The 24,199-nt window shown below is 65.9% G+C and carries 25 protein-coding genes; 14 read left to right on the plus strand and 11 right to left on the minus strand.

Annotated features, from left to right (window positions below):
• Position 1: 1 nt before the first annotated feature.
• The 10 genes from C8C94_RS21145 to C8C94_RS21190 all read left to right on the plus strand — a co-directional run bounded on the left by C8C94_RS21145 (position 2) and on the right by C8C94_RS21190 (position 8,550).
• Positions 2 to 1,105 (plus strand): carbon-phosphorus lyase complex subunit PhnI, encoded by a 1,104-nt coding sequence (locus tag C8C94_RS21145; RefSeq protein WP_121422101.1) that lies wholly within the window; start codon positions 2 to 4, stop codon positions 1,103 to 1,105.
• Positions 1,102 to 2,022 carry an alpha-D-ribose 1-methylphosphonate 5-phosphate C-P-lyase PhnJ gene (locus C8C94_RS21150; RefSeq protein WP_121422102.1) on the plus strand — a complete coding sequence of 307 codons (921 nt, stop codon included), beginning with the start codon at positions 1,102 to 1,104 and terminating at the stop codon, positions 2,020 to 2,022. Before C8C94_RS21145 ends, C8C94_RS21150 begins: the two co-directional genes overlap by 4 nt.
• Positions 2,019 to 2,480: a GNAT family N-acetyltransferase gene (locus C8C94_RS21155; RefSeq protein WP_121422103.1), complete on the plus strand. Its 462-nt coding sequence runs from the start codon at positions 2,019 to 2,021 to the stop codon at positions 2,478 to 2,480. Before C8C94_RS21150 ends, C8C94_RS21155 begins: the two co-directional genes overlap by 4 nt.
• Positions 2,477 to 3,265, plus strand: coding sequence for a phosphonate C-P lyase system protein PhnK (gene phnK / locus C8C94_RS21160; RefSeq protein ID WP_121422104.1), 789 nt, complete (start codon positions 2,477 to 2,479; stop codon positions 3,263 to 3,265). Before C8C94_RS21155 ends, phnK begins: the two co-directional genes overlap by 4 nt.
• Positions 3,262 to 3,993, plus strand: coding sequence for a phosphonate C-P lyase system protein PhnL (gene phnL / locus C8C94_RS21165; RefSeq protein ID WP_121422105.1), 732 nt, complete (start codon positions 3,262 to 3,264; stop codon positions 3,991 to 3,993). The genes phnK and phnL overlap by 4 nt, the downstream gene beginning before the upstream one ends.
• Positions 3,990 to 5,144 carry an alpha-D-ribose 1-methylphosphonate 5-triphosphate diphosphatase gene (locus C8C94_RS21170; RefSeq protein ID WP_121422106.1) on the plus strand — a complete coding sequence of 385 codons (1,155 nt, stop codon included), beginning with the start codon at positions 3,990 to 3,992 and terminating at the stop codon, positions 5,142 to 5,144. The genes phnL and C8C94_RS21170 overlap by 4 nt, the downstream gene beginning before the upstream one ends.
• Positions 5,145 to 5,256: 112 nt before the next feature.
• A complete protein-coding gene (phnC, locus tag C8C94_RS21175) occupies positions 5,257 to 6,117 on the plus strand; it encodes a phosphonate ABC transporter ATP-binding protein (protein ID WP_121422107.1) in 861 nt (286 codons plus the stop codon).
• Positions 6,118 to 6,163: 46 nt separating this feature from the next.
• On the plus strand, positions 6,164 to 7,111 hold the full coding sequence (gene phnD, locus C8C94_RS21180) for a phosphonate ABC transporter substrate-binding protein (protein ID WP_055399982.1): 948 nt from the start codon (positions 6,164 to 6,166) through the stop codon (positions 7,109 to 7,111).
• Between the two features lie 34 nt (positions 7,112 to 7,145).
• A complete protein-coding gene (gene phnE, locus C8C94_RS21185) occupies positions 7,146 to 7,952 on the plus strand; it encodes a phosphonate ABC transporter, permease protein PhnE (protein ID WP_121422108.1) in 807 nt (268 codons plus the stop codon).
• 13 nt (positions 7,953 to 7,965) lie between these two features.
• On the plus strand, positions 7,966 to 8,550 hold the full coding sequence (locus C8C94_RS21190; protein WP_121422109.1) for a phosphonate degradation HD-domain oxygenase: 585 nt from the start codon (positions 7,966 to 7,968) through the stop codon (positions 8,548 to 8,550).
• Between the two features lie 36 nt (positions 8,551 to 8,586).
• On the opposite strand, the gene C8C94_RS21195 is transcribed toward C8C94_RS21190, so the two are convergent.
• Positions 8,587 to 9,048: an Lrp/AsnC family transcriptional regulator gene (locus C8C94_RS21195; RefSeq protein ID WP_055399988.1), complete on the minus strand. Its 462-nt coding sequence runs from the start codon at positions 9,046 to 9,048 to the stop codon at positions 8,587 to 8,589.
• 97 nt (positions 9,049 to 9,145) lie between these two features.
• On the opposite strand from C8C94_RS21195, the gene C8C94_RS21200 reads away from it, so the two are divergent.
• Complete coding sequence (locus tag C8C94_RS21200; RefSeq protein WP_121422110.1) at positions 9,146 to 10,114, plus strand: EamA family transporter; 969 nt, start codon at positions 9,146 to 9,148, stop codon at positions 10,112 to 10,114.
• Here C8C94_RS21200 and C8C94_RS21205 read toward each other — a convergent pair.
• Genes C8C94_RS21205 through C8C94_RS21230 form a run of 6 tightly spaced genes read right to left on the minus strand, consistent with a single transcriptional unit; the run spans position 10,059 to position 17,019 of the window.
• The gene (locus tag C8C94_RS21205; RefSeq protein ID WP_055400021.1) at positions 10,059 to 10,457 is read right to left on the minus strand and encodes a RidA family protein; all 399 of its coding nucleotides are present in this window, start codon (positions 10,455 to 10,457) and stop codon (positions 10,059 to 10,061) included. The two genes, C8C94_RS21200 and C8C94_RS21205, sit on opposite strands and share 56 nt — an antisense overlap.
• The gene (locus C8C94_RS21210) at positions 10,457 to 12,112 is read right to left on the minus strand and encodes an AMP-binding protein (protein ID WP_121422111.1); all 1,656 of its coding nucleotides are present in this window, start codon (positions 12,110 to 12,112) and stop codon (positions 10,457 to 10,459) included. Before C8C94_RS21210 ends, C8C94_RS21205 begins: the two co-directional genes overlap by 1 nt.
• A gap of 5 nt (positions 12,113 to 12,117) precedes the next feature.
• Positions 12,118 to 13,314 (minus strand): acyl-CoA dehydrogenase family protein, encoded by a 1,197-nt coding sequence (locus tag C8C94_RS21215; protein ID WP_121422112.1) that lies wholly within the window; start codon positions 13,312 to 13,314, stop codon positions 12,118 to 12,120.
• A 4-nt stretch (positions 13,315 to 13,318) separates the two neighbouring features.
• Positions 13,319 to 14,173, minus strand: a complete 855-nt coding sequence (locus C8C94_RS21220; RefSeq protein WP_121422113.1) for an enoyl-CoA hydratase family protein — start codon at positions 14,171 to 14,173, stop codon at positions 13,319 to 13,321.
• The gene (locus C8C94_RS21225; protein ID WP_121422114.1) at positions 14,170 to 14,661 is read right to left on the minus strand and encodes a MarR family winged helix-turn-helix transcriptional regulator; all 492 of its coding nucleotides are present in this window, start codon (positions 14,659 to 14,661) and stop codon (positions 14,170 to 14,172) included. The genes C8C94_RS21220 and C8C94_RS21225 overlap by 4 nt, the downstream gene beginning before the upstream one ends.
• 6 nt (positions 14,662 to 14,667) lie before the next feature.
• On the minus strand, positions 14,668 to 17,019 hold the full coding sequence (locus tag C8C94_RS21230; protein WP_121422115.1) for a bifunctional salicylyl-CoA 5-hydroxylase/oxidoreductase: 2,352 nt from the start codon (positions 17,017 to 17,019) through the stop codon (positions 14,668 to 14,670).
• Between the two features lie 113 nt (positions 17,020 to 17,132).
• Between C8C94_RS21230 and C8C94_RS21235 the strand changes: the two genes are divergently transcribed.
• The 3 genes from C8C94_RS21235 (at position 17,133) to C8C94_RS21245 (ending at position 19,243) form a co-directional block, all read left to right on the plus strand.
• Positions 17,133 to 18,401 carry a class I SAM-dependent methyltransferase gene (locus tag C8C94_RS21235; protein ID WP_121423019.1) on the plus strand — a complete coding sequence of 423 codons (1,269 nt, stop codon included), beginning with the start codon at positions 17,133 to 17,135 and terminating at the stop codon, positions 18,399 to 18,401.
• Positions 18,402 to 18,430: 29 nt separating this feature from the next.
• Positions 18,431 to 18,754 carry a DUF1840 domain-containing protein gene (locus C8C94_RS21240; protein ID WP_121422116.1) on the plus strand — a complete coding sequence of 108 codons (324 nt, stop codon included), beginning with the start codon at positions 18,431 to 18,433 and terminating at the stop codon, positions 18,752 to 18,754.
• Positions 18,755 to 18,853: 99 nt separating this feature from the next.
• Positions 18,854 to 19,243 carry a nuclear transport factor 2 family protein gene (locus C8C94_RS21245; protein ID WP_055400003.1) on the plus strand — a complete coding sequence of 130 codons (390 nt, stop codon included), beginning with the start codon at positions 18,854 to 18,856 and terminating at the stop codon, positions 19,241 to 19,243.
• Between the two features lie 28 nt (positions 19,244 to 19,271).
• Here C8C94_RS21245 and C8C94_RS21250 read toward each other — a convergent pair whose 3' ends face one another.
• The 4 genes from C8C94_RS21250 to C8C94_RS21265 form a co-directional block, all read right to left on the minus strand.
• On the minus strand, positions 19,272 to 20,300 hold the full coding sequence (locus C8C94_RS21250) for a tripartite tricarboxylate transporter substrate binding protein (RefSeq protein ID WP_121423020.1): 1,029 nt from the start codon (positions 20,298 to 20,300) through the stop codon (positions 19,272 to 19,274).
• 181 nt (positions 20,301 to 20,481) lie between these two features.
• Positions 20,482 to 21,468 carry a tripartite tricarboxylate transporter substrate-binding protein gene (locus tag C8C94_RS21255; RefSeq protein WP_121422117.1) on the minus strand — a complete coding sequence of 329 codons (987 nt, stop codon included), beginning with the start codon at positions 21,466 to 21,468 and terminating at the stop codon, positions 20,482 to 20,484.
• A 412-nt stretch (positions 21,469 to 21,880) separates the two neighbouring features.
• Positions 21,881 to 23,128: a phenylacetate--CoA ligase family protein gene (locus C8C94_RS21260; protein ID WP_121422118.1), complete on the minus strand. Its 1,248-nt coding sequence runs from the start codon at positions 23,126 to 23,128 to the stop codon at positions 21,881 to 21,883.
• Between the two features lie 224 nt (positions 23,129 to 23,352).
• A complete protein-coding gene (locus C8C94_RS21265) occupies positions 23,353 to 24,165 on the minus strand; it encodes an ABC transporter ATP-binding protein (RefSeq protein ID WP_055400025.1) in 813 nt (270 codons plus the stop codon).
• Between the last annotated feature and the right edge of the window lie 34 nt (positions 24,166 to 24,199).

The following is a 24,199-nucleotide window of genomic DNA, read 5'->3' on the forward strand; positions in this document are numbered from 1 at the left end:
CATGTACGTAGCCGTCAAAGGCGGAGAAGCCGCCATTCTCAACAGCTACCAGTTGCTGGCCCGCCAGCGCAGGGGCGATGCCGCACAGCCTGAACTCTCGGTAGCGCAGATCCGCCAGCAGCTCAAGCTGGCCGTGGACCGCGTCATGACCGAGGGATCGGTGTACGACCCCGAGCTTGCGGCACTGGCCATCAAGCAGGCAGCAGGCGACCTGGTGGAAGCCATCTTTTTGCTGCGCGCCTACCGCGCCACGCTGCCGCGCCTGGGCACCACCTGCGCGCTGGACACCAGCCGCATGGTGCTGGACCGGCGCATCTCCGCCACCTTCAAGGACCTGCCGGGCGGCCAGGTGTTGGGCCCCACCTACGACTACACGCAGCGCCTGCTCGACTTCAAGCTGCTGGCCGAAGGCCCGGTGGCGCCGCCTGCCGCTGCGGCAGCTGCGGTGCCACCCGGCCCCACCCCGCGCGTGGTGGACCTGCTCAACCAGGAAGGCTTGATCGAAACCTGCCCCGTGCCCCCGGGCGACCCGGCGCCCACGGACCTGACCCGCGAGCCACTGCGCTTCCCCGCCAACCGCGCCACACGCCTGCAAAACCTGGCGCGCGGCGATGAGGGCTTCCTGCTCGCCATGGCGTATTCCACGCAGCGCGGTTACTCGCACTCGCACCCGTTTGTGGGTGAGGTGCGCCTGGGCACGGTGGCGGTGGAGATCGAACCCGAAGAGCTGGGCTTTGCCATCGACATTGGCGATATCGAGATCACCGAATGCGAGATGGTGAACCAGTTTGCGGGCAGCAAGAGCCAGCCCCCGCAGTTCACGCGCGGCTACGGCCTGGCGTTTGGCCACAGCGAGCGCAAGGCCATGGCCATGAGCCTGGTGGACCGCGCCCTGCGCGCGGATGAGCTGGGCGAGCCGGTGGAGTCCCCCGCGCAGATGCAGGAGTTTGTGCTGGGCCACAGCGACAGCCTCGAAGCCTCGGGCTTTGTGCAGCACCTGAAGCTGCCGCACTACGTGGACTTTCAGTCCGAGCTGGAGCTGGTGCGCAAGATGCGCGCCGCTGCCGCCCACCCCACCACCCCCGCTGAGGAGGATGCCGCATGAACTCGCCCCTGGAACCCGCCGTGATGGGCCTGCCCGCCGACGCCGCACCGGTGGACGGCCACTTCAACTTTGCCTACCTGGACGAGCGCACCAAACGCATGATCCGCCGCGCCATCTTGAAGGCCGTGGCCATCCCCGGCTACCAGGTGCCGTTTGGCTCCCGCGAAATGCCGCTGCCCTATGGTTGGGGCACGGGCGGCATCCAGGTCACCGCTTCCATCATCGGCCCTCAGGACTGCCTCAAGGTCATTGACCAGGGCTCGGACGACACGGTCAACGCGGTCAACATCCGCCGCTTTTTTGAGCGCACCACGGCCGTGGCGACCACCACCCGCACGCGCGAGGCCACGCTGATCCAGACGCGCCACCGCATCCCCGAGACACCGCTGGCCGAAGGCCAGGTCATCGTCTACCAAGTGCCGGTGCCCGAACCCATGCAACGCCTGGAGCCGCGCGAGACGGAAACGCGCACCCTGCACGGCCTGGCCGAGTACGGGCTCATGCACGTCAAGCTCTACGAAGACATCGCGCGCTACGGCCACATTGCCACCACCTACGACTACCCCGTGCTGGTCAACGGCCGCTATGTGATGGCGCCGTCGCCCATCCCCAAGTTCGACAACCCCAAGATGCACATGAACCCCGCGCTGCAGCTGTTTGGCGCGGGCCGCGAAAAGCGCATTTACGCCGTGCCGCCCTATACGCCGGTGGAGAGCCTGGGTTTTGAGGACCACCCGTTCGAGGTGCAACGCTGGGATGTTGCCTGCGCGCTGTGTGGCGCCACCGACAGCTTTCTGGACGAGGTCATCACCGACGACCAGGGCGGGCGCATGCATGTGTGTTCGGACTCGGATTACTGCCAGGAGCGCCAGGCGCAGCAGGCCGAAACTGCGCAGGTGGAAGGCGGCGCGGCATGAGCGCCGTGCACATTCGCGAAGCCCGGCAGGCCGACCTGGAGAGCGTGCTGGTGCTGTATGCCGCCATTGAAGACAGCCCGGCCGACGTGCTGACCCTGGAAGAAGCCGAGGCCGTATGGTCCCAGTTCGCCCGCTACCCCAGCTACCGCCTGTGGGTGGCCTGCGACCCCGCGCAGCACGGCGCCGTGGTGGGCACCTATGCGCTGCTCGTCATGCACAACCTGGCGCATCGGGGCACGCCCTCGGCCATCGTGGAAGACGTGGTGGTGGCACAGGACCAGCAGGGCCGAGGCATTGGCCGCCAGATGATGGCCCACGCCATGCAGCAGGCGCGCGACGCGGGCTGCTACAAGCTCGCGCTCTCGTCCAACGCCCGCCGCAAGGGCGCGCATGCCTTCTATGAATCCTTGGGCTTTGCGCAGCATGGCCTGAGCTTTGTTGTCGAGACCCTCACATGAATCACCCCGAACCTTCTGCGCCGCTGCTGAGCGTGCGCAATGTCAGCAAGCGCTATGGCGACCGCGTGGCGCTGCAAGGCGCGTCCTTTGACCTGTGGCCTGGCGAGGTGCTCGCCGTGGTCGGCGAGTCAGGCTCTGGCAAGTCCACGCTGCTCAACGCCATTGCGGCGCGCAGCGCACCGGACGAAGGCACGGTGCAGTTCCGCCAGCGCAGCGGTGAGCTGCAAGACGTGTACGCCATGACCGAAGCGCAGCAGCGCCTGCTGGCCCGCACCGACTGGGGCTTTGTGCACCAGAACGCCGCTGACGGCCTGCGCATGGATGTATCTGCCGGCGCCAACGTGGGCGAGCGCCTCATGGGCCTGGGCGAGCGCCACTACGGCCGCTTGCGCGCCACAGCCATGGAATGGCTGCAGCGCGTGGAGATCGACACGGCGCGCATCGACGATGCACCGCGCACGTTTTCGGGCGGCATGCGCCAGCGCCTGCAGATTGCCCGCAACCTGGTCACGCAGCCCCGCCTGGTGTTCATGGACGAACCCACCTCGGGCCTCGATGTGTCGGTGCAGGCGCGCCTGCTGGACCTGCTGCGCCAGCTCACCCGGCAAATGCAGCTGGCCGCCATTGTGGTCACCCACGACCTGGCCGTGGCCCGCCTGCTGGCACACCGCATGGTGGTCATGCAGCGCGGCCGCGTGGTGGAGGCAGGCCTGACCGACCAGGTGCTCGACGACCCCCAGCACCCCTACACCCAGCTCCTCGTTTCTTCGGTACTGCAGCCATGAACCAGCCTTCCATTGCGCCCATTCTCCAGATGCAAGGGGTGGCCAAGCGCTTCACCCTGCACCACCAGAATGGCATCGAACTGCCCGTGCTGGCCCAGGTGAACCTGGATGTACGGCCCGGCGAATGTGTGGTGCTCGACGGCCCCTCGGGCATGGGCAAGAGCACGCTGCTCAAGATGATCTACGCCAACTACCGGGTCAATGCGGGGCGCATCACCGTGCGCTCGGCCGATGGCGCCGTGGTGGATGTGACACAGGCCACGCCGCGTGCGCTGGTGCAGCTGCGGCGCGACACCGTGGGCTATGTGAGCCAGTTCCTGCGGGTCATCCCGCGCGTGTCGGCGCTGGACGTGGTGGCCGAGCCACTGGCGGAAGACGCCGGCGACGACCCAGCGGGCATCGAGGCCGCGCGCGAGACCGCCCGCCAGTGGCTGACCCGTCTGCGCATCCCTGAGCGGCTGTGGCACCTGCCGCCCGCCACCTTCTCGGGCGGGGAGCAGCAGCGCATCAACATTGCCCGCAACATGATCAAGCCCAAGCCGTTGCTGCTGCTGGACGAGCCCACCGCATCGCTCGACGCGGCCAACACCGAAACGGTGATTACCATGATTCGCGAGGCCGTGGCGCGCGGCGCGGCCCTGGTGGGCATTTTTCATGACGCACAGGTGGGCACTGCCGTGGCCACGCGCCGCGTGAACGTGGGTGACTTCCGGGGAGCATCGGCATGAATGCAACCGTGTTCAAGAATGCCCGCATGGTGCTGCCGGGCGAAGTGGTGTTGGGCAGCCTGCAGGTGGGTGGCGGGCGCATTGCGTCGCTGGACAGCGGGGCCACTGCGGCCTTGCAAGGCATCGACCTGGGGGGCGACTACCTGCTGCCCGGGCTGGTCGAAATCCACACCGACAACTTCGAGCGCCACCTGATGCCGCGACCCAAGGTGCAATGGGCCGAGATGCCCGCACTGCTGGCGCACGATGCCGAGATTGCCGCCGCAGGCATCACCACGGTGCTCGATGCGCTGGGCGTGGGCGAGGCCGATGTGGACAGCCTGCGCGGCAGCGCCTGGAACCGCGTGCTCGACACCATCGACACCTGCACCGAGCGCAACCTGCTGCGGGCCGACCACCACCTGCATGTGCGCTGCGAGCTGCCTGCGCCCAACACCATCGACCTGTTCGAGCCCTTCCACGGGCACCCGCGCCTGTCGCTGATCTCGCTGATGGACCACACCCCGGGCCAGCGCCAGTGGGAAAACATCGAGCAGGCACGCACCTACTACACCGGCAAGAAGGGCTGGAGCGCCGAGAAGTTCGAGCGCCAGGTGGCGCAAGCCGCCACGCTGCAGGCACAGTACGCCGAGCCGCACCGTGCGTACTTTGTGGATTACTGCCGCACGCACGGCATCTCGCTGGCCAGCCACGACGACACCACGGTGGCCCATGTGGAGCAGGCCCATGCCGAAGGGGCCGCGATGTCGGAGTTCCCGACCACACTGGCCGCAGCCCAGGCCGCGCACGAACGTGGCTTGCTCACCGTGATGGGCGGGCCCAACGTCGTGCGCGGTGGTTCGCATTCGGGCAATGTGGCGGCGGCCGACCTGGCGCGACGGGGGCTGCTGGACATCCTCTCGTCCGACTATGTGCCCGGCAGCCTGCTGAGCGCGGTGATGCGGCTGGTGCAGGACGACATCCTGCCTCTGCCACAGGCCGTGGCCACCGTCACCCACAACCCGGCCAAGGCGGCGGGCATGCTGGACCGGGGCGCGCTGGCGCCCGGCCTGCGGGCCGACCTGGTCCAGGTGCACATGGCCGAGCTGCCCGATGGCAGCCGCCAGGCCGTGGTGCGTGGGGTGTGGCGTGAAGGGCAGCGGGTTCTGTAGAGCGCGTGCAAGTCTTTCCTGACATCCAAACTTCTCCCAACTGTCAAAGCACTGTCACGCCCCACAACCAAACTCCAGTTGTCTAGACGACTTAACCCTCCAGGAGGCTGCCATGACCGCCGCACTGCACATCCACCAACTGAACAAGCACTTCGCCAACGGCAAACACGCCCTGCGCGACATCAACCTCACCGTGCAGCGCGGCGAGATGGTGGCGTTGATCGGTGCATCGGGCTCGGGCAAGTCCACCCTGCTGCGCCACGTGGCGGGTCTGGTGGTGGCCGATGCGTCCAGCGATTCGCTGATCGAGGTGGACGGCCGCTGCGTGCAGCAGGGCGGGCGCATCCACAGTGACATCCGCAAGGTGCGTTCCCAGGTGGGCTTTGTGTTCCAGCAGTTCAACCTGGTGGACCGCTTGCCCGTGTTGATGAACGTGCTGGTGGGCCTGCTGCACCGCACGCCCTGGTGGCGCGGCTGGCTGCGCATGTTCAAGCCGCAGGAGCGCGCGCTGGCGCTGGAAGCGCTCCACCGCGTGGGCATTGCCGAATGCCATGCACAGCGTGCGTCCACCTTGTCCGGCGGGCAGCAGCAGCGCGCGGCCATTGCACGCACGCTGGTGCAGGGCGCCAAGGTGGTGCTGGCCGACGAGCCCATCGCCTCGCTGGACCCCGAATCCTCGCGCAAGGTCATGGACATTCTGGCCCGCATCAACCGCGAGGACCGCTGCACCGTCATCGTGTCGCTGCACCAGGTGGATGTGGCCATCAAATACTGCCCCCGCGTGGTGGCGTTGCACCACGGCCAGGTGGTGTACGACGGCCCATCTGCGGCCCTCACGCCCGCACTGCTGCGCAGCCTCTATGGCGTGCACGCCGACGAAATTCTGTCGGATGCAGCGGGTGCCCCCACAGCACCCGTGCACTCCCCAACACCCGTCCCACAGTGGGCGCCCGCCATGGTCCAGGCCGCCTGAACGGTCTTTTTGTTTCTTTTCAATTCCTTTCTCTGGAGTTTTCAACATGTTCAAGAAACTGTGTGCCGCCCTGACGATCGGGCTGGGTTTGACCACGGGCGCGTTGGCCCAGGACATCAACTTCGGCATGATCTCGACCGAGGCCTCGCAAAACCTCAAGGCCGACTGGCAGCCCCTGCTGGATGACATGGCCAAGCAGACCGGTCTGAAGATCAATGCCTTCTTTGCATCCGACTACGCAGGCCTCATCGAAGCCATGCGCTTCAACAAGATGCAGGTGGCCTGGCTGGGCAACAAGTCGGCCATGGAAGCCGTGGACCGCGCCAACGGCGAAGTCTTTGCGCAGATGGTGAACGCCGACGGCACGCAGGGCTACTACTCGCACCTCATCGTGCACAAGGACAGCCCCCTGGCCACCCTGGATGACGTGCTCAAGAACGGCAAGTCGCTGAGCTTTGGCAACGGCGACCCCAACTCCACCTCGGGCTTCCTGGTGCCCGGCTACTACGCCTTTGCACAGAACAAGATCGACGCGAAGACGCACTTCAAGATCACGCGCAGTGCCAACCACGAGACCAACGCGCTGGCCGTGGCCAACAAGCAGGTGGATGTTGCCACCAACAACAGCGAGAACCTGGAAAAGATCAAGGAGCGCCAGCCCGAGAAATTCAAGGACATCAAGATCGTCTGGACCTCGCCCCTGATTCCGCTGGATCCGCTGGTGATGCGCAAGGACTTGCCCGAGGCCACCAAGACCAAGATCCGCGACTTCTTCTACAACTACGCCAAGACCGATGCGCGCGAGAAGGAGATCGTGATGAAGATCTCCAAGCTCTCGGGCTTCAAGCCATCAACGAACGCACAGCTCACCCCCATCCGCCAGCTGGACCTCTTCGGCAAGCGCAACAAGATCGAGGCCGACGCGACGCTGGCCGATGCTGACAAGAAGACCCGCCTGGCCGAGATCGACCAGCAGCTGGCGTCGTTGAAGTAATTCGTAGGTTTCTTGTTGCGGCCCGGGTGTCTCCATGTCCTCTGCTTTGAATCCCTCGCTGGCCACGCTGGCCAGCACCTCGTCGCCCAAGCGCAGCCTGGCCTGGTACCTGTCGTGGGGCATCCTGCTGGTGTTGCTGGCGGCGTCCTGGAAGGGCGCCGACATGCGCCCGCTCGATCTGTGGAACGACTCGGGCAACATGGTCAGCTATGCGGCGGAGTTCTTTCCGCCCAATTTTGCGCAATGGCAGATCTATGTGCAGGAGATGCTGGTCACGCTGCAGATCGCGCTGTGGGGCACGGCGTTGGCGGTGGTCACCGCCGTGCCGCTGGCACTGCTGGCCTCGTCCAACATCGTGCCCTGGTTGGTCTACCAGCCGGTGCGCCGCGTGCTGGACGCGTGCCGCGCCATCAACGAAATGGTGTTTGCCATGCTGTTTGTGGTGGCCGTCGGCCTGGGGCCTTTTGCGGGTGTCCTGGCCCTGTGGATCCACACCTCGGGCACCTTGGCCAAGCTGTTCTCCGAAGCCGTGGAGGCGATTGACCCGCAGCCCGTGGAAGGTATCCGTTCCACCGGTGCGAGCGCACTGCACGAAATCATCTACGGTGTGATCCCGCAGGTCATGCCGCTGTGGATCTCGTACACGCTGTACCGCTTCGAGGCCAACGTGCGTTCGGCTTCGGTGGTGGGCATGGTGGGCGCCGGGGGCATTGGGGTGGTGCTGTGGGAAATCATCCGGGGCTTCCAGTACGCCGAGACCTGCGCGGTGATGCTCATCATCGTGGTCACGGTGAGCGTGATCGACCTGGTGTCGGCCCGCATCCGCAAGGCACTGGTCTGACAAGGAGCACACCATGGCATTGAGCCTTGAAGACATCGCCCACCTGCTCGCCACCCAGGGCGTGAACCAGTACGGCCGCGAGGCGGTCAGCCAGCTGGAGCACGCACTGCAGTGCGCGCAGTGGGCCGAAAAATCGGGCGAAACCCCCGCGACGGTCGCGGCGGCCTTGCTGCACGACCTGGGCCACCTGCTGGCACCGGGTGGCAACACGGCCGAGCAGGACGACCTGCACCAGTACATGGCCATCCCGTTCTTGCGGGGCCTGCTGCCCGACGCGGTGCTGGAGCCCATCCGCCTGCATGTGGATGCCAAGCGCTACCTGTGCACCATGGAGCCGGGGTATTGGGAAACCCTCTCGCCTGCATCGCAGCACAGCCTGGTGCTGCAGGGCGGGCCCTTCACGCCCAAAGAGGCGATGCAGTTTGCGGCCCAGCCTTTTGCACAAGAGGCCATCCGCCTGCGCCGCTATGACGACCATGCCAAGGTGCCGGGGTTGGTCACGCCCCCGCTGGGCTACTACATGGCGCTGGTGCAGCGTCTGGTGACAGTTCCGGCAGCTGTTGCCGCTGCGGCTGAACTCGCCCCGGTGGCAGCGTAAAAAGCCGCGCGGCCAAGCCGAGGCCGCCCCTGCGCGTCAACCTCCCTTGTCGCCATTCACCCAGCCCAGGTCCAGCGGGCGGTCCTCGAACTCAGTGTTCAGTACCACCGTGCTGGTGGTGCGGGCCACGCCCGCGATGGCCTTGATCTCGTAGATCACGTCTTCCAGCGCGCGGGCGTGCGTGGTGCGGACCTTGGCCAGAAAGTCGTATTCACCCGCCACGCTGTGCAGCTCTTCGACCTGGGGCATGGCGCGCAGGCGGGGTGCCACGTCGCGGCAGTGGATGCCGCCATCGTTGCGGATGGCCACGAATGCGGTGAAGTTCAGCCCCACGCGTTCAGGGTCCACGCTGATCGAAAACCGGCGAATCACGCCCTTGTCCAGCAGCTTCTTCACGCGCTCGTGCACTGCGGCGGTGGACAGTCCCACTTCGGCCCCCACATCGGCATAGGAACGTCGGCCATCGGCGCCTAGCGCCGAAATAATTCTGGCGTCCATGTCATCTGTCTGAATATTTGCTTGCATAGCCGCTCGATTTTGGTAAAAATTCCGAAAACCTTGCGGTTTCCATAAATTATTCGGTCAGGTGAAGAATATGCCGGCAATTTTCAATGCGCAAGCCCGCGCACAGCGCAAAGGGGCGGTGGCCATGGCACTGCTGTTGGTCTACATCGTCTGGGGCACTACCTATTTCGCCATTGGTATTGCGCTGCAGAGCATGCCGCCACTGCTGATGAATGCGATCCGCTTCCTGTGTGCAGGGGGGGTGATGCTGCTGATTGCGCTGTGGCAAGGCCATGCATTGCCCACGTGGGTGCAATGGCGCAACTCGACGGTGGTGGGCGGCTGCATGGTGTTTCTGGCCATGAACCTGATGGGTTTTGCGCAGAAGCTGGGCATCGGCTCGGGCCTGATGGCCACGGTGGTCACCACCATGCCGATGTGGTTGGCGCTGTGGTCGCGCTGGGGCGGCGAGCGGGTGCCCTTCACCAGCTGGATCGGTCTGGCGCTGGGCGTGGTGGGCGCACTGCTGCTAGCGCTGGAGGGCGATTTCTCGGCCACCTGGCTCGGTGCGCTGCTGGCCTTTGGTGCACCTCTGTGCTGGAGTGTGGGCTCGTATGCGTCGCGCAAGCTCTCCTTGCCCGCACCTGCCATGGCATCGGCCGCGCAGTGGTTTGCGGGGGGCGCCATGGGGCTGGTGGTGGCGTTGTGGTTTGAGCCTTTGAGCGCCCTGGGCCAGGTCACTGCCAAGTCGTGGGCGGCGTGGGTCTATCTGCTGGTGTTTGGCACCTTGGTGGCGCTCAATGCGTACCTGTGGCTGCTGCAGAACACGTCGGCCGCGCTGGCGGGCAGCTATTCGTTCGTGAACCCTGCGGTGGCTTTGCTGGTGGGCGTGGCACTGGGGGGCGAGCTGCTCACGGGCTGGGTGTTTGCCGCGCTGCCGTTGATTGGTGCGGCGCTGGCGTTCATTCTGTACGGGCAAGCGCTGCAGCGGTGGCTGGAAAAGCTCAGTCCGGGATTACAGCGGTTGCTTCAATCTCGATCTTCGCGCGCTCTTCCATGAGCCCCGCCACCTGCACGCAGGCCATCGCCGGAAAGTTCTTGCCCAGCACCTCGCGGTAGACCGCGCCCAGCTCTTTCAAGCGGCTGTTGTATTCGTTGCGGTCGGTCACGTACCAGGTCAGCCGGACCAGGTGCTCGGGGCCCGCGCCGCCAGCCTCCAGCACCGCCCGCACGTTCAGCAGCGTCTGCCTCGTCTGGTCGATGAAGTCGTCGCTCTCGAACTGCTGCTGCGCATTCCAGCCGATCTGGCCGCCGGTAAAGACCATGGTGCCGCGTGCGGCCACGCCGTTGGCGTAGCCCTTGGGGGTGACCCAGCCTTCGGGCTGCAAAAGGGTGTTTTTCATCATGTTGTTTTTGTTGAAGAAGAAGGTGCGGCCACCGCGCCCTGGCGCAGCTTGAAACGCTGCAGCTTGCCGGTTTCGGTGCGGGGCAGGGCTGTGACGAACTCCACCACGCGCGGGTATTTGAACGGGGCGATGGTGGCTTTCACATGGTCCTGCAAGATCTTGACCATGGCGGCGTCGCCCGTGTGCCCGGGCTTCAAGACGCAGATGGCCTTGACCACCATGCCACGCTCCTCGTCGGGCACGCCGATCACCCCGCACTCGGCCACGGCGGGGTGGCGCAGCAGGGCATCTTCGACCTCGGGGCCGCCCACGTTGTAGCCGGCGGTGATGATCATGTCGTCGTCGCGCGCCTGGTAAAAGAAGTAGCCGTCGGCGTCTTGCGTGAACGCATCGCCCGGGTAGTTCCAGCCGTCCTTCACGTACTTGGCCTGGCGCGGGTCGTCGAGGTACTTGCAGCCCGTGGGGCCGATCACCGCGAGCTTGCCCACGGTGCCGCGTGGCAGCTCATTGCCGTCGTCGTCCACCACCTTGGCGGTGTAGCCGGGCACCACCTTGCCGATGGCGCCGCGCCGGCTCTCACCGCCGGGCGAAGAGATGAAGATGTGGAACATTTCGGTGGCGCCAATGCCGTCCGTCATGTCGAGGCCTGTCGCCTCCTTCCACAGCTGGCGCGTGGCGTCGGGCAGGCCCTCACCCGCGCTCACGCTGGTGCGCAGCTGGGGCAGGCCGATCTGCTTGGCGAACGGTGCCATCTGCCGGTAGAAGGTGGGGGCGGTGTAGCAGATGGTGACGCCCGCGTCGCGCATCAGCCGCACCATGGTTTCGGGCGTGTAGGGCTGGTCGGGGAAGTACACGCTGGCCCCGGCCCACATCGGAAACACCAGCAAGCCGCCCAGGCCAAAGGTGAACGCCAGGGGTGGCGAGCCCGCCACGATGTCATCGGGCGTGGCCTTGAGTACATGGCGCGGCCAGGCCTCGCAGCCTGCCAGCACGTCGCGGTGGGTGTGCACGGCAGCTTTGGGCGCGCCGGTGGTGCCCGAGGTGAAGGCCATCAGCGCGATGTCGTCGGCCGACGTGGGGCAGGGCGGCGTGGTGCCGGGTTTGCCCTGCGCGCGCTGCAGCAGGTCGGCCGCATCTGGCGCTGTGTGGAAGGGCACGATGGTGGCGAGCACGGGGTGCTGCGTCTGCGCGGCTTGCAGCTCGGCCAGCAGGCGGCCGTCGCACAGCGCCAGCGTGGGCTGGGCACGGTCGATGATGCTGCCCAGCTCCACCGCGCGCAGCAGCGGCATGGTGGCCACCGCCACCAGCCCCGCGTAGACGGTACCCAGCCAGGCCAGCGCCATCTCCACCGTGTTGCCGCCGCGCAGCAGCACGCGGTTGCCGGGCTCGAGGCCGTGGTCCTGCGTCAGTACCTCGGCAATACGCGCGGCCTCGGTGCGGGCGTCGCGGTAGGTGTACGTGCGGTGCGGGCCGCGCAACAGGGGGCGGTCGATGTGGCCCGCGCGTTCGGCCTGGTCGAACAGCGCCTGCACCAGGTTGGCCTGGTTGGCGATCTGCAGCTCCGGCAGGTCGTAGCGCAGCGTGGGCCAGGCCTCGGGTGCAGGCATGCGGTCGTGCACGAAATGGTCGGGCTGGGCGGAGGGCACCGTCATGGTCGTTACTCCTGCAAGAGGCTTTTGCCGATGATGAGTTGCTGCACTTCTGTGGCGCCTTCGTAGATGCGCAGCGAGCGGATGTCGCGGTACAGCGATTCGACCTTGCTGCCCACTTCCACGCCGCGCCCGCCGTGCAACTGCAGCGCCATGTCGATGACGCGCTGGGCGTTTTCAGTGGCGGTCATCTTCGCCATCGCAGCTTCGGCAGTCACGCGCGCCTGGCCCGTGTCGCGCAGCCAGGCCGCGCGGTAGGTGAGCAGTGCGGCGCTGTCCACCAGCGCGGCCATCTCGCCGATCTTGGCCTGCGTGAGCTGAAAGTCCGCCAGCGTCTGGCCGAACATGCGGCGCTGGCGTGCGTGGTGCACGGCCTCGGCCAGTGCGCGGCGCGCCATGCCCAGTGCGGCGGCGGCGACGGATGCGCGGAAGATGTCGAGCGTGCGCATGGCCAGCTTGAAGCCGCCGTTCTCGTCGCCCAGCAGCGCGGTGGCGGGCACGTTGCAGTTGGTGAACTGCAGCGTGGCCAGCGGGTGGGGCGCCATCACATGGATATGGCGCGAGGCGTCCAGGCCCGGCGTGTTCGCATCGACGATGAAGGCGCTGATGCCGCGCGTGCCGCCGCTCGGGTTGGTCTTGGCGAACACGCAGTAGAAGTCGGCGATGCCGCCGTTGCTGATCCAGGTTTTGGTGCCGTTCAAGCAAAAAGTGCCTGTAGCGCTAGTCGAATCTGTGCTGGCAGCTATGGTTTGCATAGCGCCCACATCTGACCCTGCCTCGGGCTCGGAGAGCGCAAACGCAGCGATCAGCTCGCCGCGCGCCACCCCCTGCAGATAGTGCGCCTGCTGTGCCGGGCTGCCGGCCAGCGTGATGGCGCCGCTGCCCAGGCCCTGCATTGCAAACGCAAAGTCCGCCAGCGGCGAGTGATAGGCCAGCGTCTCGCGCAGCAGCACCAGCGCGCGCGAGTCGAGCGCCGGCAGCGCGCCGCCGTGCGCGGCGGGCACGCAGTAGCGCAGCCAGCCGCCCGCGCCCAGGCGCTGCACCCAGTCGCGGCAGGCGGCGCGGTCGTCGGTTTCATCCACCTCTTGCGCGGCAGCCCAGGGCACCAGGCCCTCGGCCAGCGCGCGGTGGGCATCCTCAAAAAAGGGCAGGGCCAGGTGCGCCGTCGAGGGCGGGCGTGGGGCCGGGGGCGTTGCAACGTGCATGGGTTCAATCTCCCTGAAACACGGGCTTTTGCTTGGCGGCAAACGCCTCGTACGCACGCCGGAAGTCTTCGGTCTGCATGCAGATCGCCTGCGCCTGCGCCTCGGCCTCGATGGCCTGCTCGATGGTCATGCTCCACTCCTGGCTCAGCATGGTCTTGGTCATGCCGTGGGCGAAGGTGGGACCATCGGCCAGCGCGCGCGCGGTGGCCTGCACGTTGGCCAGCAGGTCAGCGCTCTCATACAAATCGTTGAAGAAGCCCCAGGCGAGACCCTCGTGCGCTGTCATCGCGCGGCCGGTGAACAGCAGTTCGCTGGCGCGGCCCTGGCCGATCATGCGCGGCAGCAGTGCGCAGGCGCCCATGTCGGCGCCGGCCAGGCCCACGCGGGTGAACAAGAACGCGGTCTTGGTGGCCTCGGTGCCGTAGCGCATGTCGCAGGCCAGCGCCATCATGGCGCCCGCACCGGCGCAGATGCCGTCGATGGCGCCCAGCACGGGCTGCGGGCAGGCGCGCATGGCTTTCACCAGGTCACCCGTCATGCGCGTGAACTCCAGCAGTTCGGGCATGGTCATGGTGGTCAGCGGGCCGATGATCTCGTGCACGTCGCCACCCGAGCAGAAGTTGCCGCCCGCGCCGGTGACGACGATGGCTTTCACATCGGTGGCAAAGCGCAGCGCGTAGAAGAAGTCGCGCAGCTCGGCATAGCTCTGGAAGGTGAGCGGGTTCTTGCGGTCGGGCCGGTTGAGCGTGACGGTGCCCACGCCAGCATCAAAGCTCCACGCGAAATGCTCGGCCACGTAGCGGGCCTCTGGGTTGAACTGCTCGCGCATGGGGTTGCTCGCCCCGATGAAGTGTTTCATTCGGCTGTCTCCAAAGAATTGTTTTGTGTGTGCTCTTTCACCTTGCCCAGCAGGCGGTACAAGGTGGCGATGTCGCGCTCGCCCAGCGTGGCGAAGGCCTCGACGATCCATTGCTCGTGTTGGCGTGCCATGGTGTTGAACTGCTCGCGGCCCTGCGGCCTGAGGCGCACCAGGTACGCGCGGCGGTCGCCTTCCACGTCCAGGCGCTCGACCAGCCCTTCGGCCACGAGCTGGTCGGTGATGCCGGTGATGTTGCCGCTCGTCACCATCATGCGGCGCGAGAGTTCCTTCATCTTCATGCCGTCCGGCGCCCGCTCCAGCTGCGCCATCAGGTCGAAGCGAGGCAAGGTGGTGTCGAACTGCGCACGCAGATGGCTGCGCACCTGCTTTTCGATGAGCTGGGTGCAGGTGAGCAGGCGCAGCCACAGGCGCAGGGCTTCGGGATGTTCGCTGGGGGCGGCGCCGTGCAGGCGGGCTTCGAGGTCCATGATGGTTTACTCGATTGCTTCTATTTTTGTAGCTGCTGGCGCTTGATTCACTAGCGCTTGTGCCTGCTTTTGCTTGGAAATTTCGCGCAGCATCTGGTCGCGGCCGCTGTGATACTGCACCGGCCAGTCGGTGTGTGTTGCGGCCACGGGGCTCAGCTGTGCGGCCGCGTGCAGCGTCCAGGCCGGGTCGGCCAGGTGGGGGCGGGCAATGGCACACAGGTCGGAGCGGCCGGCCGCGATGATGCTGTTGGCGTGGTCGGCTTCGGTGATCGCGCCCACCGCCATGGTGGCAATGCCCACCTCGTTGCGGATGCGGTCGGCAAACGGCGTCTGGTACATGCGGCCATACACCGGGCGCGAGTCGCGCGTGGTCTGGCCGGAGGACACGTCGATCAGGTCTGCGCCTGCGGCCTTGAACAAGCGCGCAATGGCGATGGCGTCGTCGGCGGTGTTGCCATCGGGGAGCCAGTCGTGGGCCGAGATGCGCACGGAGAGCGGCTTGTCGGCCGGCCACACGGCGCGCAGCGCGGTCAGCACCTCCAGCGGGTAGCGGCAGCGGTTCTCCAGGCTGCCGCCGTATGCATCGGTGCGCTGGTTGGTGGCGGGACTGACAAAGCTGGCTAGCAGGTAGCCGTGTGCGCAGTGCAGCTCCAGCCAGTCAAAGCCGCAGGCCATGGCGCGGCGGGCGCTGTCCACAAAGGCAGCGGTCAGGCGGTCCATGTCGGCGCGGGTCATGGCGGCAGGCGTCTGGTTCTGCGCGCCATAGGCGACGGGGCTGGCGGCCAGCAGGGGCCAGTTGCCGGCCTCCAGGGGCTCGTCGGTACCTTCCCAGCCGACACGCGTGGAGCCTTTGGGACCGCTGTGGCCCAGCTGCAGGCCGATCTTGGCCGTGCTGCTGCCGTGCACAAAGTTGACAACGCGCGCAAAGGCGGCTTGCTGTACGTCGTTCCACAGGCCGGGGCAGGCGGGGGTGATGCGGCCCTCGGGCGTGGGGCTGGTCATCTCCACCATCACCAGCGCTGCGCCGCCGAGGGCGCGCGCGCCCAGGTGCACCAGGTGAAAGTCCTGCGGTACGCCCTCGACTGCGCTGTAGGTGGCCATGGGCGAGACAACGATGCGGTTCTTGAGCGTGAGGCCCTTCAAAGTGAACGGCGTGAGCATGGGGGGAATCGCTGCCTTGCCACCCGCGAGCCAGGCCTCATAGCCCTCCAGCCACGCGGCATCGCGCAGCCGCAGGTTCTCGTGACTGATGCGCTGGCTGCGCGTGAGCAGCGAGTAGGTGAACTGCTCCACGGGCATGCCGGCGTAGCGCGCCACGTTCTCAAACCACTCGGTGCTGTTGCGCGCGGCGTTCTGGATCTTCAGCACCTCCACGCTGCGGCGCGCTTCATAGTGCTGCAGCACCTCGTCAATCGGCAAACCCGTGGCGAATTCGTTGGCGAGGTCAATGGCGTCTTCGAGCGCGAGCTTGGTGCCGCTGCCAATCGAGAAATGCGCGGTGTGCGCCGCGTCACCCATCAGCACGATGGGCACCTGCTTCCCGCCGATGGTCTCGCGGTGCACCCAGGTGTTGCAGATCACGCGCGGAAAGCGGATCCAGTTGGCCGAGCCGCGCAGGTGTGTGGCGTTGCTGATGAGTGCGTTGCCGTCCAGGTACTTCGCGAACAGCTTTTCGCAGAATGCAATGGCCTCGGGCTGCTCCATCTGGTCGAGGCCGTGCGCCTTCCACACCGCTTCGGGTGTCTCGATGATGAAGGTGGAGGTGTCGGCATCGAACTGGTAGGCATGCGCCTGGAACCAGCCATGCTCAGTCTGCTCGAAAGCAAACGTAAAAGCATCCAGCTTTTTGTGTGTACCCAGCCAGACAAAACGGCACTCGCGCAGGTCGATATCGGGCTGGTAGGTGGTGGCGTAGCGGGTGCGGATGCGGCTGTTGAGGCCGTCGCTGGCGATGACCAGGTCGGCGTTGTACTGCGCAGCCAGCGCCTGGTCGTCGGCCACGTCGGTTTCGAACACCAGCTCCACGCCCACCGCCAGGCACCGGTCCTGCAGGATGTTGAGCAGGCGCTTGCGGCCAATGCCGCAGAAGCCGTGGCCGGTGGAGCGCACGCTGCGCCCCTTGAAGAACACCTCGATATCGTCCCAGTGGTTGAACGCGTCGCCGATCAGGGCTGCCGTGGGCGCGTCGGCCGCCTGCAGGTTGGCCAGCGTCTGGTCCGACAGCACCACCCCCCATCCGAAGGTGTCGAACGGCCGGTTGCGTTCGACCACCGTGACGCGGTGCGCGGGATTTTGCTGCTTCATGAGCAGGGCGAAGTAGAGACCGGCGGGCCCACCGCCAATGCAGAGGATGTTCATGCCAAAATAGTTTAGGCTTAAACAAAACGCTGTCAATGGGGCCTTCCCGGCGAAACCCCTGATGCCATTGCGGGGTGTTGACGCAGTGCAGCAAATTTTTCAAGATGCGCCGCATGAAGCACTTGCTGCACACCTTGGAGGGGCGGCTGGCGGCCTTGCCGGTGCCGATGGCAGTCCAGTTGCCTGCGGGCCAGCAACTGGGCGCGCCCGAGCCCGCCGTCACCTTGCGCTTTCGTGACCGCATGGCACTGGTGGCGCTGGCCACGGGCGAGATCGGCAATGTGGGGGCTGCCATCGTCGAGGGGCGCGTGGCGCTGGAAGGCGGCATGCGCGACCTGATGGCCGCCGCTGCAGGCCTGGTGACCCGCGACCCGGCCCGCGACCAGCACCATGGTTGGTGGCAGAGGGGGCTGGCAAGGGCGCGGTCGATGGCGGTGCACACGCTGGCGCACGACGCGCGCCATGTGCAGTTTCACTACGACCTGTCGGATGACTTCTACGCGCTGTGGCTGGATCCGCGCCGCGTGTATTCGTGTGCGTACTACCGGTCCCCAGACCTGACGCTGGCCCAGGCCCAGGAGGCCAAGCTCGACCACATTTGCCGCAAGCTGCAGCTGCAACCGGGGGACCGGTTTCTGGACATTGGCGCGGGCTGGGGTGGCCTGCTGCTGTGGTCGGCCGAACACTACGGCGTGGATGCCACGGGCATCACGCTGTCGCGCAACCAGCATGCGCATGTGCAGCGGCGCATTGAAGAGCGTGGGCTGCAGGGGCGCGTGCGCATGCAATTGGTGGATTACCGCGAGCTGCAGGTGGAGCAGCCCTTCGACAAGATCGCGTCGGTGGGCATGTTCGAGCATGTGGGCCGCGCACATATGCTGCGTTACTTTGAAACCGTGGCCCGCCTGCTGCGCCCGGGCGGGCTGGTGCTGAACCACGGCATCACGGCCGGAGGCGCAGACAACGCGCAGCTGGGCGCAGGCATGGGTGACTTTATCGAGCAGTACATCTTCCCGGGCGGCGAGCTTTTGCATGTGAGCACGGTGCTGCACGACATGGCCCGCGCAGGCCTGGAGATGGTGGACACCGAGAACCTGCGCCCACACTACGCGCGCACGCTGTGGGCGTGGTCCGACGGGCTCGAAGCCCGATTGCCTGCAGCCCGTGAGGTGCTGGTCGCACAGGGTGGGGCGCAGCAGGGTGATAAGGTCTTGCGTGCATACCGCCTGTATCTTGCGGGCAGTGCCCTGGGGTTTGAGCGCGGCTGGATGGCACTGCACCAGATGCTGGCCATCAAGCCTGACGGAGATGTGGCCACCGGGGCCATGCCCGGCGCACAATCAGGCTATCCGTTCATTCGCGATTACATCTACCGCAGCTGAGTCTGCTTCTTCCACGAAAACGCTTCTCCATGCTCTACAAATTCAAATCCCGCGCCGCAGCCGATCTGATCATGCTGGAGCCGCAGGGCCGCCAGGTGGTGACCATCATGGGCAAGACACCCGGTGCCAGCGGCATCGTGACGGCCGCCCAGATCCCTGCCGCCATCGCTGCGCTGGAGTCCGCCGTGGCGTCCGAAGAGGCTCAGCAGGCGTCCGCAGACGCGGGTGGAGAGGACGAGGCCAGTGCGGAAGACCGCGCTGAGGCCGTGCGCCTGCGGCAGCGGGTGGCACCGCTGATCGACATGCTCAAGCGCAGTGCGGCGGCGGATGTGGACGTGGTCTGGGGCGTGTAGCGCCTCGTCTTTTGAGCCAGTGGGTTGCGGGCAGCTTCGTTCGCGGCGCATCTTCACGGAAGCCCCCTGCAGGTTTCTTCTTTCTCGTGCAACCCTCCAATGACCCGCGACCTTTCTCCGCTGGCCGTCGTCCAGGCTCAGCTGGACGCCTACAACGCCAAGAACATCGACGCCCTGTTGGCGACCTACGCCGAAGACGCGCAGCAGTTTGTCCTCCACGGAGAACGGCTTGCGCAAGGGCATGCCGAGATGCGCCCGCGCTTTCTGGCGCGCTTTGCCGAGCCCGACCTGCATGCACGGCTGCTGTCGCGCACGGTGGTGGCGAATGTGGTGGTGGACTGCGAATTGATCACGCGCAATTTTCCCGAGGGCCTGGGGACGCTGGAGATGCTGTGCGTGTATGAAGTCTTGAACGGGCGCATCGAGCGCGCCTCGTTTGCCACGGGTGAAAAGCGCCTGCAGCCCGCGCAGGCAGCCATCACGGGCTGACCCGCAGGCCCGTCACCACGGCAAGAGGTCAGTCCACCTTCGCCCCCGACGCCTTCACCACCTGCGCCCACTTCTTGTGTTCGTTGTCGATGTGTTTGGCAAACTCGGCGGGTGTGTTGCCACCCGGAATAGCGCCTTGCGCCACCAGCCGTTCTTTCATCGCCGGGGTGGCCAGTGACTTGGCCACTTCCTGCTGGATGCGGTTCACGATGTCCTGGGGCGTGCCCGCCGGGGCGAGCAGGCCGAACCAGGAGCTGGCCTCGTAGCCCTTGAGGGTCGGGCCTCCGGCCTGCTCCACTGTGGGAACGTCGGGCAGGGCGCTGGAGCGCTCTGAACTGGTTACGGCCAAGGCCGTGAGCTTGCCCGCTTTGATCTGCGCCATCGACGAAGGCAGGTTGTCAAACATCACGTCGGCGTTGCCCGCCACCATGTCCATGAGCGCGGGGCCGGAACCCCGATAAGGCAAGTGCAGCATGAAGGTGCCAGTCATGCTCTTGAACAGCTCGCCTGCCAGATGGATCGATGTGCCGTTGCCGCTGGAGGCCATGTTCATCTTGCCGGGGCTGGCCTTGGCGACGCGGATGAAATCCTGCACGTTGGCGATGCCCTGGGCCTTGGCCTTGTCGGCATTCATCACCATCACATTGGGCACCGCAGCCACCAGCGTGACGGGGACAAAGTCCTTGATGGGGTCGTAGGGCAGCTTGGCGTACAGCGCGCGGTTGATGCCGTGCGTGCCCACGGTGCCCATCAGCAGCGTGTAGCCGTCCCCCGGCGACTTGGCGACGATGTCGGCGCCCACATTCCCGCCAGCACCGGCGCGGTTGTCCACAATGAACTGCTGGCCAAACGCGCGCGAGAGTTCGGGCGCCATGGCGCGCGCCAGGATGTCGGTGGTGCCACCGGGGGCAAAGGGCACCACGATGCGCACGGGCTTGGTGGGCCAGGTGCTGGCTTGTTGTTGGCCGTGCGCAAGGGGCAGCAGGGCAGCGCAACCCAGGGCGGCGCAGGCCAGTGCCGCAACGGTGCGGCGGCGTGTATGGGGGCGTGTTGTCATGGCGGGGGCGTCCTTTCGCAGGTGTTTCGTATGCATGCAAAGCTTTTTACGCGGCGCGGCGCGATCCGTGCAGATGGATTACCCCAAGGTGGTGGCGCCGAGCTCGATGGCAGGCACAAAAAAGCCGCCTCGGCCAAGGCCGAGGCGGCTATTCCATCAATGACTGGAAGGAAAAAACTGATCAGTCTGCGTAGGTGCCTGCAGCCTTGATCACAGCGCCCCATTTGTCGATTTCGGCCTGTACAAACTTCTTGTGTTCAGCGGGTTCCATGCGCTTGTCGGTGACGACCACCGCGCCCAGGCCTTCTTGTTTCTTGATGAACTCGGGGTCCTTCAGTGCAAGCTTGAGGGCTTCGTTGATCTTGGTCACGACGGGAGCTGGCGTGCCCTTGGGCGCGTACAGGCCGTGCCAGATGCTGACGTTGAAGTCCTTCAGGCCCGACTCCGCCAGGGTGGGCAGGTCCTTCAGAGCCGGGGTGGTCAGGCGCTTGGGCGTGGTCACGGCGTAGGCCTTGACCTTCTTGCCTTCGATCTGTGGCGTGGTGTTGGTGGTCTGGTCGCACAGCAGGTCGATCTGGCCGCCAATCAGGTCGGTGATGGCGGGGGCCGTGCCCTTGTACGGCACGGGTGTCATGTCCACCTGCATGGCGCTCTGGAACATCAGGCCACACAGGTGCGACGCTGCGCCCAGGCCGGCATTGCCCAGGTTGATCTTGCCCTTGTTCTGCTGGATCCAGGCGGTGAGTTCCTTGAAGTTGTTCGCAGGCATGGTGGGCCGAGCGATCAGCGTCATGGGCACATCGTTGACCATGCCCAGGTATTCAAAGTCGTTGGGCACGCTGAACGACAGCTTGCGGTACAGCGCGGGCATGGTGGACATGCCAATGTGGTTGAGCAGCAGCGTGTAGCCGTCCGGCGCGGCGCGGGCTACGCGGGCTGCACCGATGGAGCTGCCGGCGCCGGCCGTGTTGTCCACCACCACAGTAGCACCCAGGGGCTTGCGCAGTGCTTCGGCCAGGTCGCGCGCCACGCGGTCGGTGGGGCCGCCCGCAGCAAAGGGAACCACGATGGTGATGGTCTTGTCCTTGGCGGGATAGTCTTGGGCGCTGGCGCCAAAAGCGGTGGCTGCGGCCGCAGCGATCAATGCAAGTTTCAGCGTTGTTTTCATGGGTCTCTCCTGTGAATGACGGGCCATGATAGCGAGGGGGGTTTGCAGGAACATTGCGGATATTACGTAGCACACAGGGGGCATGGTCTTTAACAAAAAGACGCCTGTAGCGCTTTTCTATAAAGCGCTGAATGCTACTGAATTGTGAGCAATGCTAGGGTAAACACTGCGCTATGACACCGCGCAAAGCGGGCACTTTTTGCGCTGACGCAAACCTTTGGGCGGAGCGGGAAGGGCCCACGTTTGCGCATTGACAGCACGCCCATGCCGCTCATCACTGAGACAGGCACGACCCGATGCCAGCGCCACCGTGGAACGCTTTGCCAGGCCACGGGCGGCGTTTCCGTTGGGGATAGAGGAGCTGCAGCCCCTGGCAGCTGCGGCTAGGCGCCGCAGGGCGCCATGGCGGAGGCTACTTATAGCTCCGCGCGTCCTCGATCACCTTGCCATCGTTGGGCAGCGTGCCAGGGGCCACCATCTGCACGTCGCCCCGCAGCTTGGTCACTTCGCGGATGGCGTCCGAGAGCTGGTGTGCCAGGCCCTCGGCGGTCTCCACGGTTTCCACCTGCAGCACCATCTGGTCGTTGGCCATCTCGCCGCTGACCACCAGGCGTGCGCGCAGCACCTGCGGAAAACGCTGTGCAATCGTGGCCACCTGGCCGGGGTGCACGAACATGCCGCGGACCTTGGTGGTCTGGTCGGCCCGGCCCATCCAGCCCTTGATGCGGGTATTGGTGCGGCCCGTGGGGCACTGCCCTGGCAGCACGGCCGACAGATCACCCGTGCCAAAGCGGATCAGCGGGTAGTCGGGGTTGAGCGTGGTCACCACCAGCTCGCCCACCTCGCCCTCGGGCACCGGGTCGCCGGTGCCGGGGCGCACGATCTCGACGATCACACCTTCATCGAGCACCAGGCCTTCGCGGGCCGAGGTCTCGTAGGCAATCAGCCCCAGGTCGGCCGTGGCGTAGCACTGGTAGCCAGCGATGCCGCGCTCGGCAAACCACTCGCGCAGCGATGGCGGAAAGGCCTCGCCCGACACCAGCGCCTTGGTCACCGTGGGCAGCGTTACACCCATCTCGGCGGCTTTTTCGACAATGATCTTGAGAAAGCTGGGCGTGCCGATGTAGCCCGCAGGTTGCAGTTCGGCCATGGCCTGCACCTGCTGCTCGGTCTGCCCCGTGCCGCCTGCAAACACCGTGCAGCCCAGAGCGTGTGCGCCGGTTTCCATCATCGAGCCCGCGGGCACGAAGTGGTAGCTGAAGCTGTTGTGGATCAGCTCACCGGGCCGAAAGCCTGCGGAGTGGATGGCGCGCGCCATGCGCCAGTAGTCGCGCCGCGTGCCTTCGGGTTCGTAGATGGTGCCGGGGCTGGCAAACACACGCGGCATGGCCGCGCCAAAACCCAGCGCGCTGAAGCCGCCAAACACGTTGGTCGCGCGGCCTGCCTGCTGGCGCTCCAGCAACTCGTACTTGCGCGTGACGGGCAGCTTTGCCAGGGCCGTGCGGCCGGTGATGGTGGTTGCATCCACGCCAGCCAGGATGCCAGAAAATGCGGGCGATGCCTTCTGGGCATGGGCGATCTGCTGCGGCAGCGCAGCCATCAGCGCCGCTTCGCGCTCTGCGGGGCTGCGTGTTTCCAGGGCGTCATAAAACGTGCTCATGCCTGGGGTTCCTTGTGAGGTGGTTTGAAGTGAAATTGGCCTCTGGCGCTTATCCATAAAGCGCAAGCAGCTATGAAAATAGGAGTGATCCGTTCAGCGTTTGAAAAGGTGCGGAGCCTGGAATACCGGCGCTGACGAAAGCCAGCGCCACCGCGCAAGGGCCGCCCCGCCGCGCTGGTGGCGTCCCCCTGAGGGGGAAGGCGCGCAGCGCCACAGGGGGCTCCTCAAGCCAACCAGCGCTTGCGCCGCTTGTAGCTTTTGACATCCTTGAAACTCTTGCGCTCGCCGCCGCCCACGCCCAGGTAGAACTCCTTGACGTCCTCGTTGTTGGCCAGGTCGCTCGCTGCGCCGTCCATCACCACGCGGCCGCTTTCCATGATGTAGCCGTAGTCGGAATACTTGAGCGCCATGTTGGTGTTCTGCTCGGCCAGCAGGAAGGTGACCTTTTCTTTGGTGTTCAGGTCCTTCACGATGTTGAACACCTCCTCCACGATCTGCGGCGCCAGGCCCATCGAGGGCTCGTCCAGCAGCACCATGCTGGGGTTGGCCATGAGCGCGCGGCCGATGGCGCACATCTGCTGCTCGCCACCCGAGGTGTAGGCGGCCTGCGAGGTGCGGCGCGTCTTGAGGCGCGGAAAGTAGTTGTAGACCTTCTCCAGGTTGGCTGCGATCTCGGCCTTGCTGGTACGGGTGTAGCTGCCCGTCATCAGGTTCTCTTCAATCGTCAGGTGGGCAAAACAGTGGCGCCCCTCCATCACCTGCACCACGCCACGCTGCACCAGGTCCGCGGGCGAGAGGTTTTCGATGCGCTCGCCGCGCAGCTCGATGGAACCCTTGGTGACCTCGCCCCGCTCGCCCTGCAGCAGGTTGGAGATGGCGCGCAGCGTGGTCGTCTTGCCCGCCCCGTTCCCCCCCAGAATGGCCACGATGGAGCCCTGCGGCACCTGCAGTGACACGCCCTTGAGCACCAGGATCACGTGGTTGTAGATGACCTCGATGCCGTTGACGTTGAGAACGATATTACTGTTGGAGTCCATGGTGTTGCCTTCCTGTACCAATCCAAAGAGCTGT

Source organism: Acidovorax sp. 94 (assembly GCF_003634645.1).
In the GTDB taxonomy this organism is placed as follows: Bacteria; Pseudomonadota; Gammaproteobacteria; order Burkholderiales; family Burkholderiaceae_C; genus Acidovorax; species Acidovorax facilis.

Excerpts from the sequence above, each read along its gene's own strand:
- phnE (WP_121422108.1), top strand. The coding sequence starts at position 7,146 with ATGTCCTCTGCTTTGAATCCCTCGCTGGCCACGCTGGCCAGCACCTCG.
- C8C94_RS21200 (WP_121422110.1), top strand. The coding sequence starts at position 9,146 with ATGCCGGCAATTTTCAATGCGCAAGCCCGCGCACAGCGCAAAGGGGCG.
- C8C94_RS21215 (WP_121422112.1), bottom strand. The coding sequence starts at position 13,314 with ATGCACGTTGCAACGCCCCCGGCCCCACGCCCGCCCTCGACGGCGCAC.
- C8C94_RS21235 (WP_121423019.1), top strand. The coding sequence starts at position 17,133 with ATGAAGCACTTGCTGCACACCTTGGAGGGGCGGCTGGCGGCCTTGCCG.
- C8C94_RS21210 (WP_121422111.1), bottom strand. The coding sequence starts at position 12,112 with ATGACGGTGCCCTCCGCCCAGCCCGACCATTTCGTGCACGACCGCATG.
- C8C94_RS21240 (WP_121422116.1), top strand. The coding sequence starts at position 18,431 with ATGCTCTACAAATTCAAATCCCGCGCCGCAGCCGATCTGATCATGCTG.
- phnK (WP_121422104.1), top strand. The coding sequence starts at position 2,477 with ATGAATCACCCCGAACCTTCTGCGCCGCTGCTGAGCGTGCGCAATGTC.
- C8C94_RS21225 (WP_121422114.1), bottom strand. The coding sequence starts at position 14,661 with ATGGACCTCGAAGCCCGCCTGCACGGCGCCGCCCCCAGCGAACATCCC.
- C8C94_RS21155 (WP_121422103.1), top strand. The coding sequence starts at position 2,019 with ATGAGCGCCGTGCACATTCGCGAAGCCCGGCAGGCCGACCTGGAGAGC.
- phnC (WP_121422107.1), top strand. The coding sequence starts at position 5,257 with ATGACCGCCGCACTGCACATCCACCAACTGAACAAGCACTTCGCCAAC.
- C8C94_RS21220 (WP_121422113.1), bottom strand. The coding sequence starts at position 14,173 with ATGAAACACTTCATCGGGGCGAGCAACCCCATGCGCGAGCAGTTCAAC.
- C8C94_RS21170 (WP_121422106.1), top strand. The coding sequence starts at position 3,990 with ATGAATGCAACCGTGTTCAAGAATGCCCGCATGGTGCTGCCGGGCGAA.
- C8C94_RS21265 (WP_055400025.1), bottom strand. The coding sequence starts at position 24,165 with ATGGACTCCAACAGTAATATCGTTCTCAACGTCAACGGCATCGAGGTC.
- C8C94_RS21255 (WP_121422117.1), bottom strand. The coding sequence starts at position 21,468 with ATGAAAACAACGCTGAAACTTGCATTGATCGCTGCGGCCGCAGCCACC.
- C8C94_RS21260 (WP_121422118.1), bottom strand. The coding sequence starts at position 23,128 with ATGAGCACGTTTTATGACGCCCTGGAAACACGCAGCCCCGCAGAGCGC.
- C8C94_RS21145 (WP_121422101.1), top strand. The coding sequence starts at position 2 with ATGTACGTAGCCGTCAAAGGCGGAGAAGCCGCCATTCTCAACAGCTAC.
- C8C94_RS21190 (WP_121422109.1), top strand. The coding sequence starts at position 7,966 with ATGGCATTGAGCCTTGAAGACATCGCCCACCTGCTCGCCACCCAGGGC.
- C8C94_RS21150 (WP_121422102.1), top strand. The coding sequence starts at position 1,102 with ATGAACTCGCCCCTGGAACCCGCCGTGATGGGCCTGCCCGCCGACGCC.
- C8C94_RS21245 (WP_055400003.1), top strand. The coding sequence starts at position 18,854 with ATGACCCGCGACCTTTCTCCGCTGGCCGTCGTCCAGGCTCAGCTGGAC.
- C8C94_RS21195 (WP_055399988.1), bottom strand. The coding sequence starts at position 9,048 with ATGGACGCCAGAATTATTTCGGCGCTAGGCGCCGATGGCCGACGTTCC.
- C8C94_RS21250 (WP_121423020.1), bottom strand. The coding sequence starts at position 20,300 with ATGACAACACGCCCCCATACACGCCGCCGCACCGTTGCGGCACTGGCC.
- C8C94_RS21230 (WP_121422115.1), bottom strand. The coding sequence starts at position 17,019 with ATGAACATCCTCTGCATTGGCGGTGGGCCCGCCGGTCTCTACTTCGCC.
- C8C94_RS21205 (WP_055400021.1), bottom strand. The coding sequence starts at position 10,457 with ATGAAAAACACCCTTTTGCAGCCCGAAGGCTGGGTCACCCCCAAGGGC.
- phnD (WP_055399982.1), top strand. The coding sequence starts at position 6,164 with ATGTTCAAGAAACTGTGTGCCGCCCTGACGATCGGGCTGGGTTTGACC.
- phnL (WP_121422105.1), top strand. The coding sequence starts at position 3,262 with ATGAACCAGCCTTCCATTGCGCCCATTCTCCAGATGCAAGGGGTGGCC.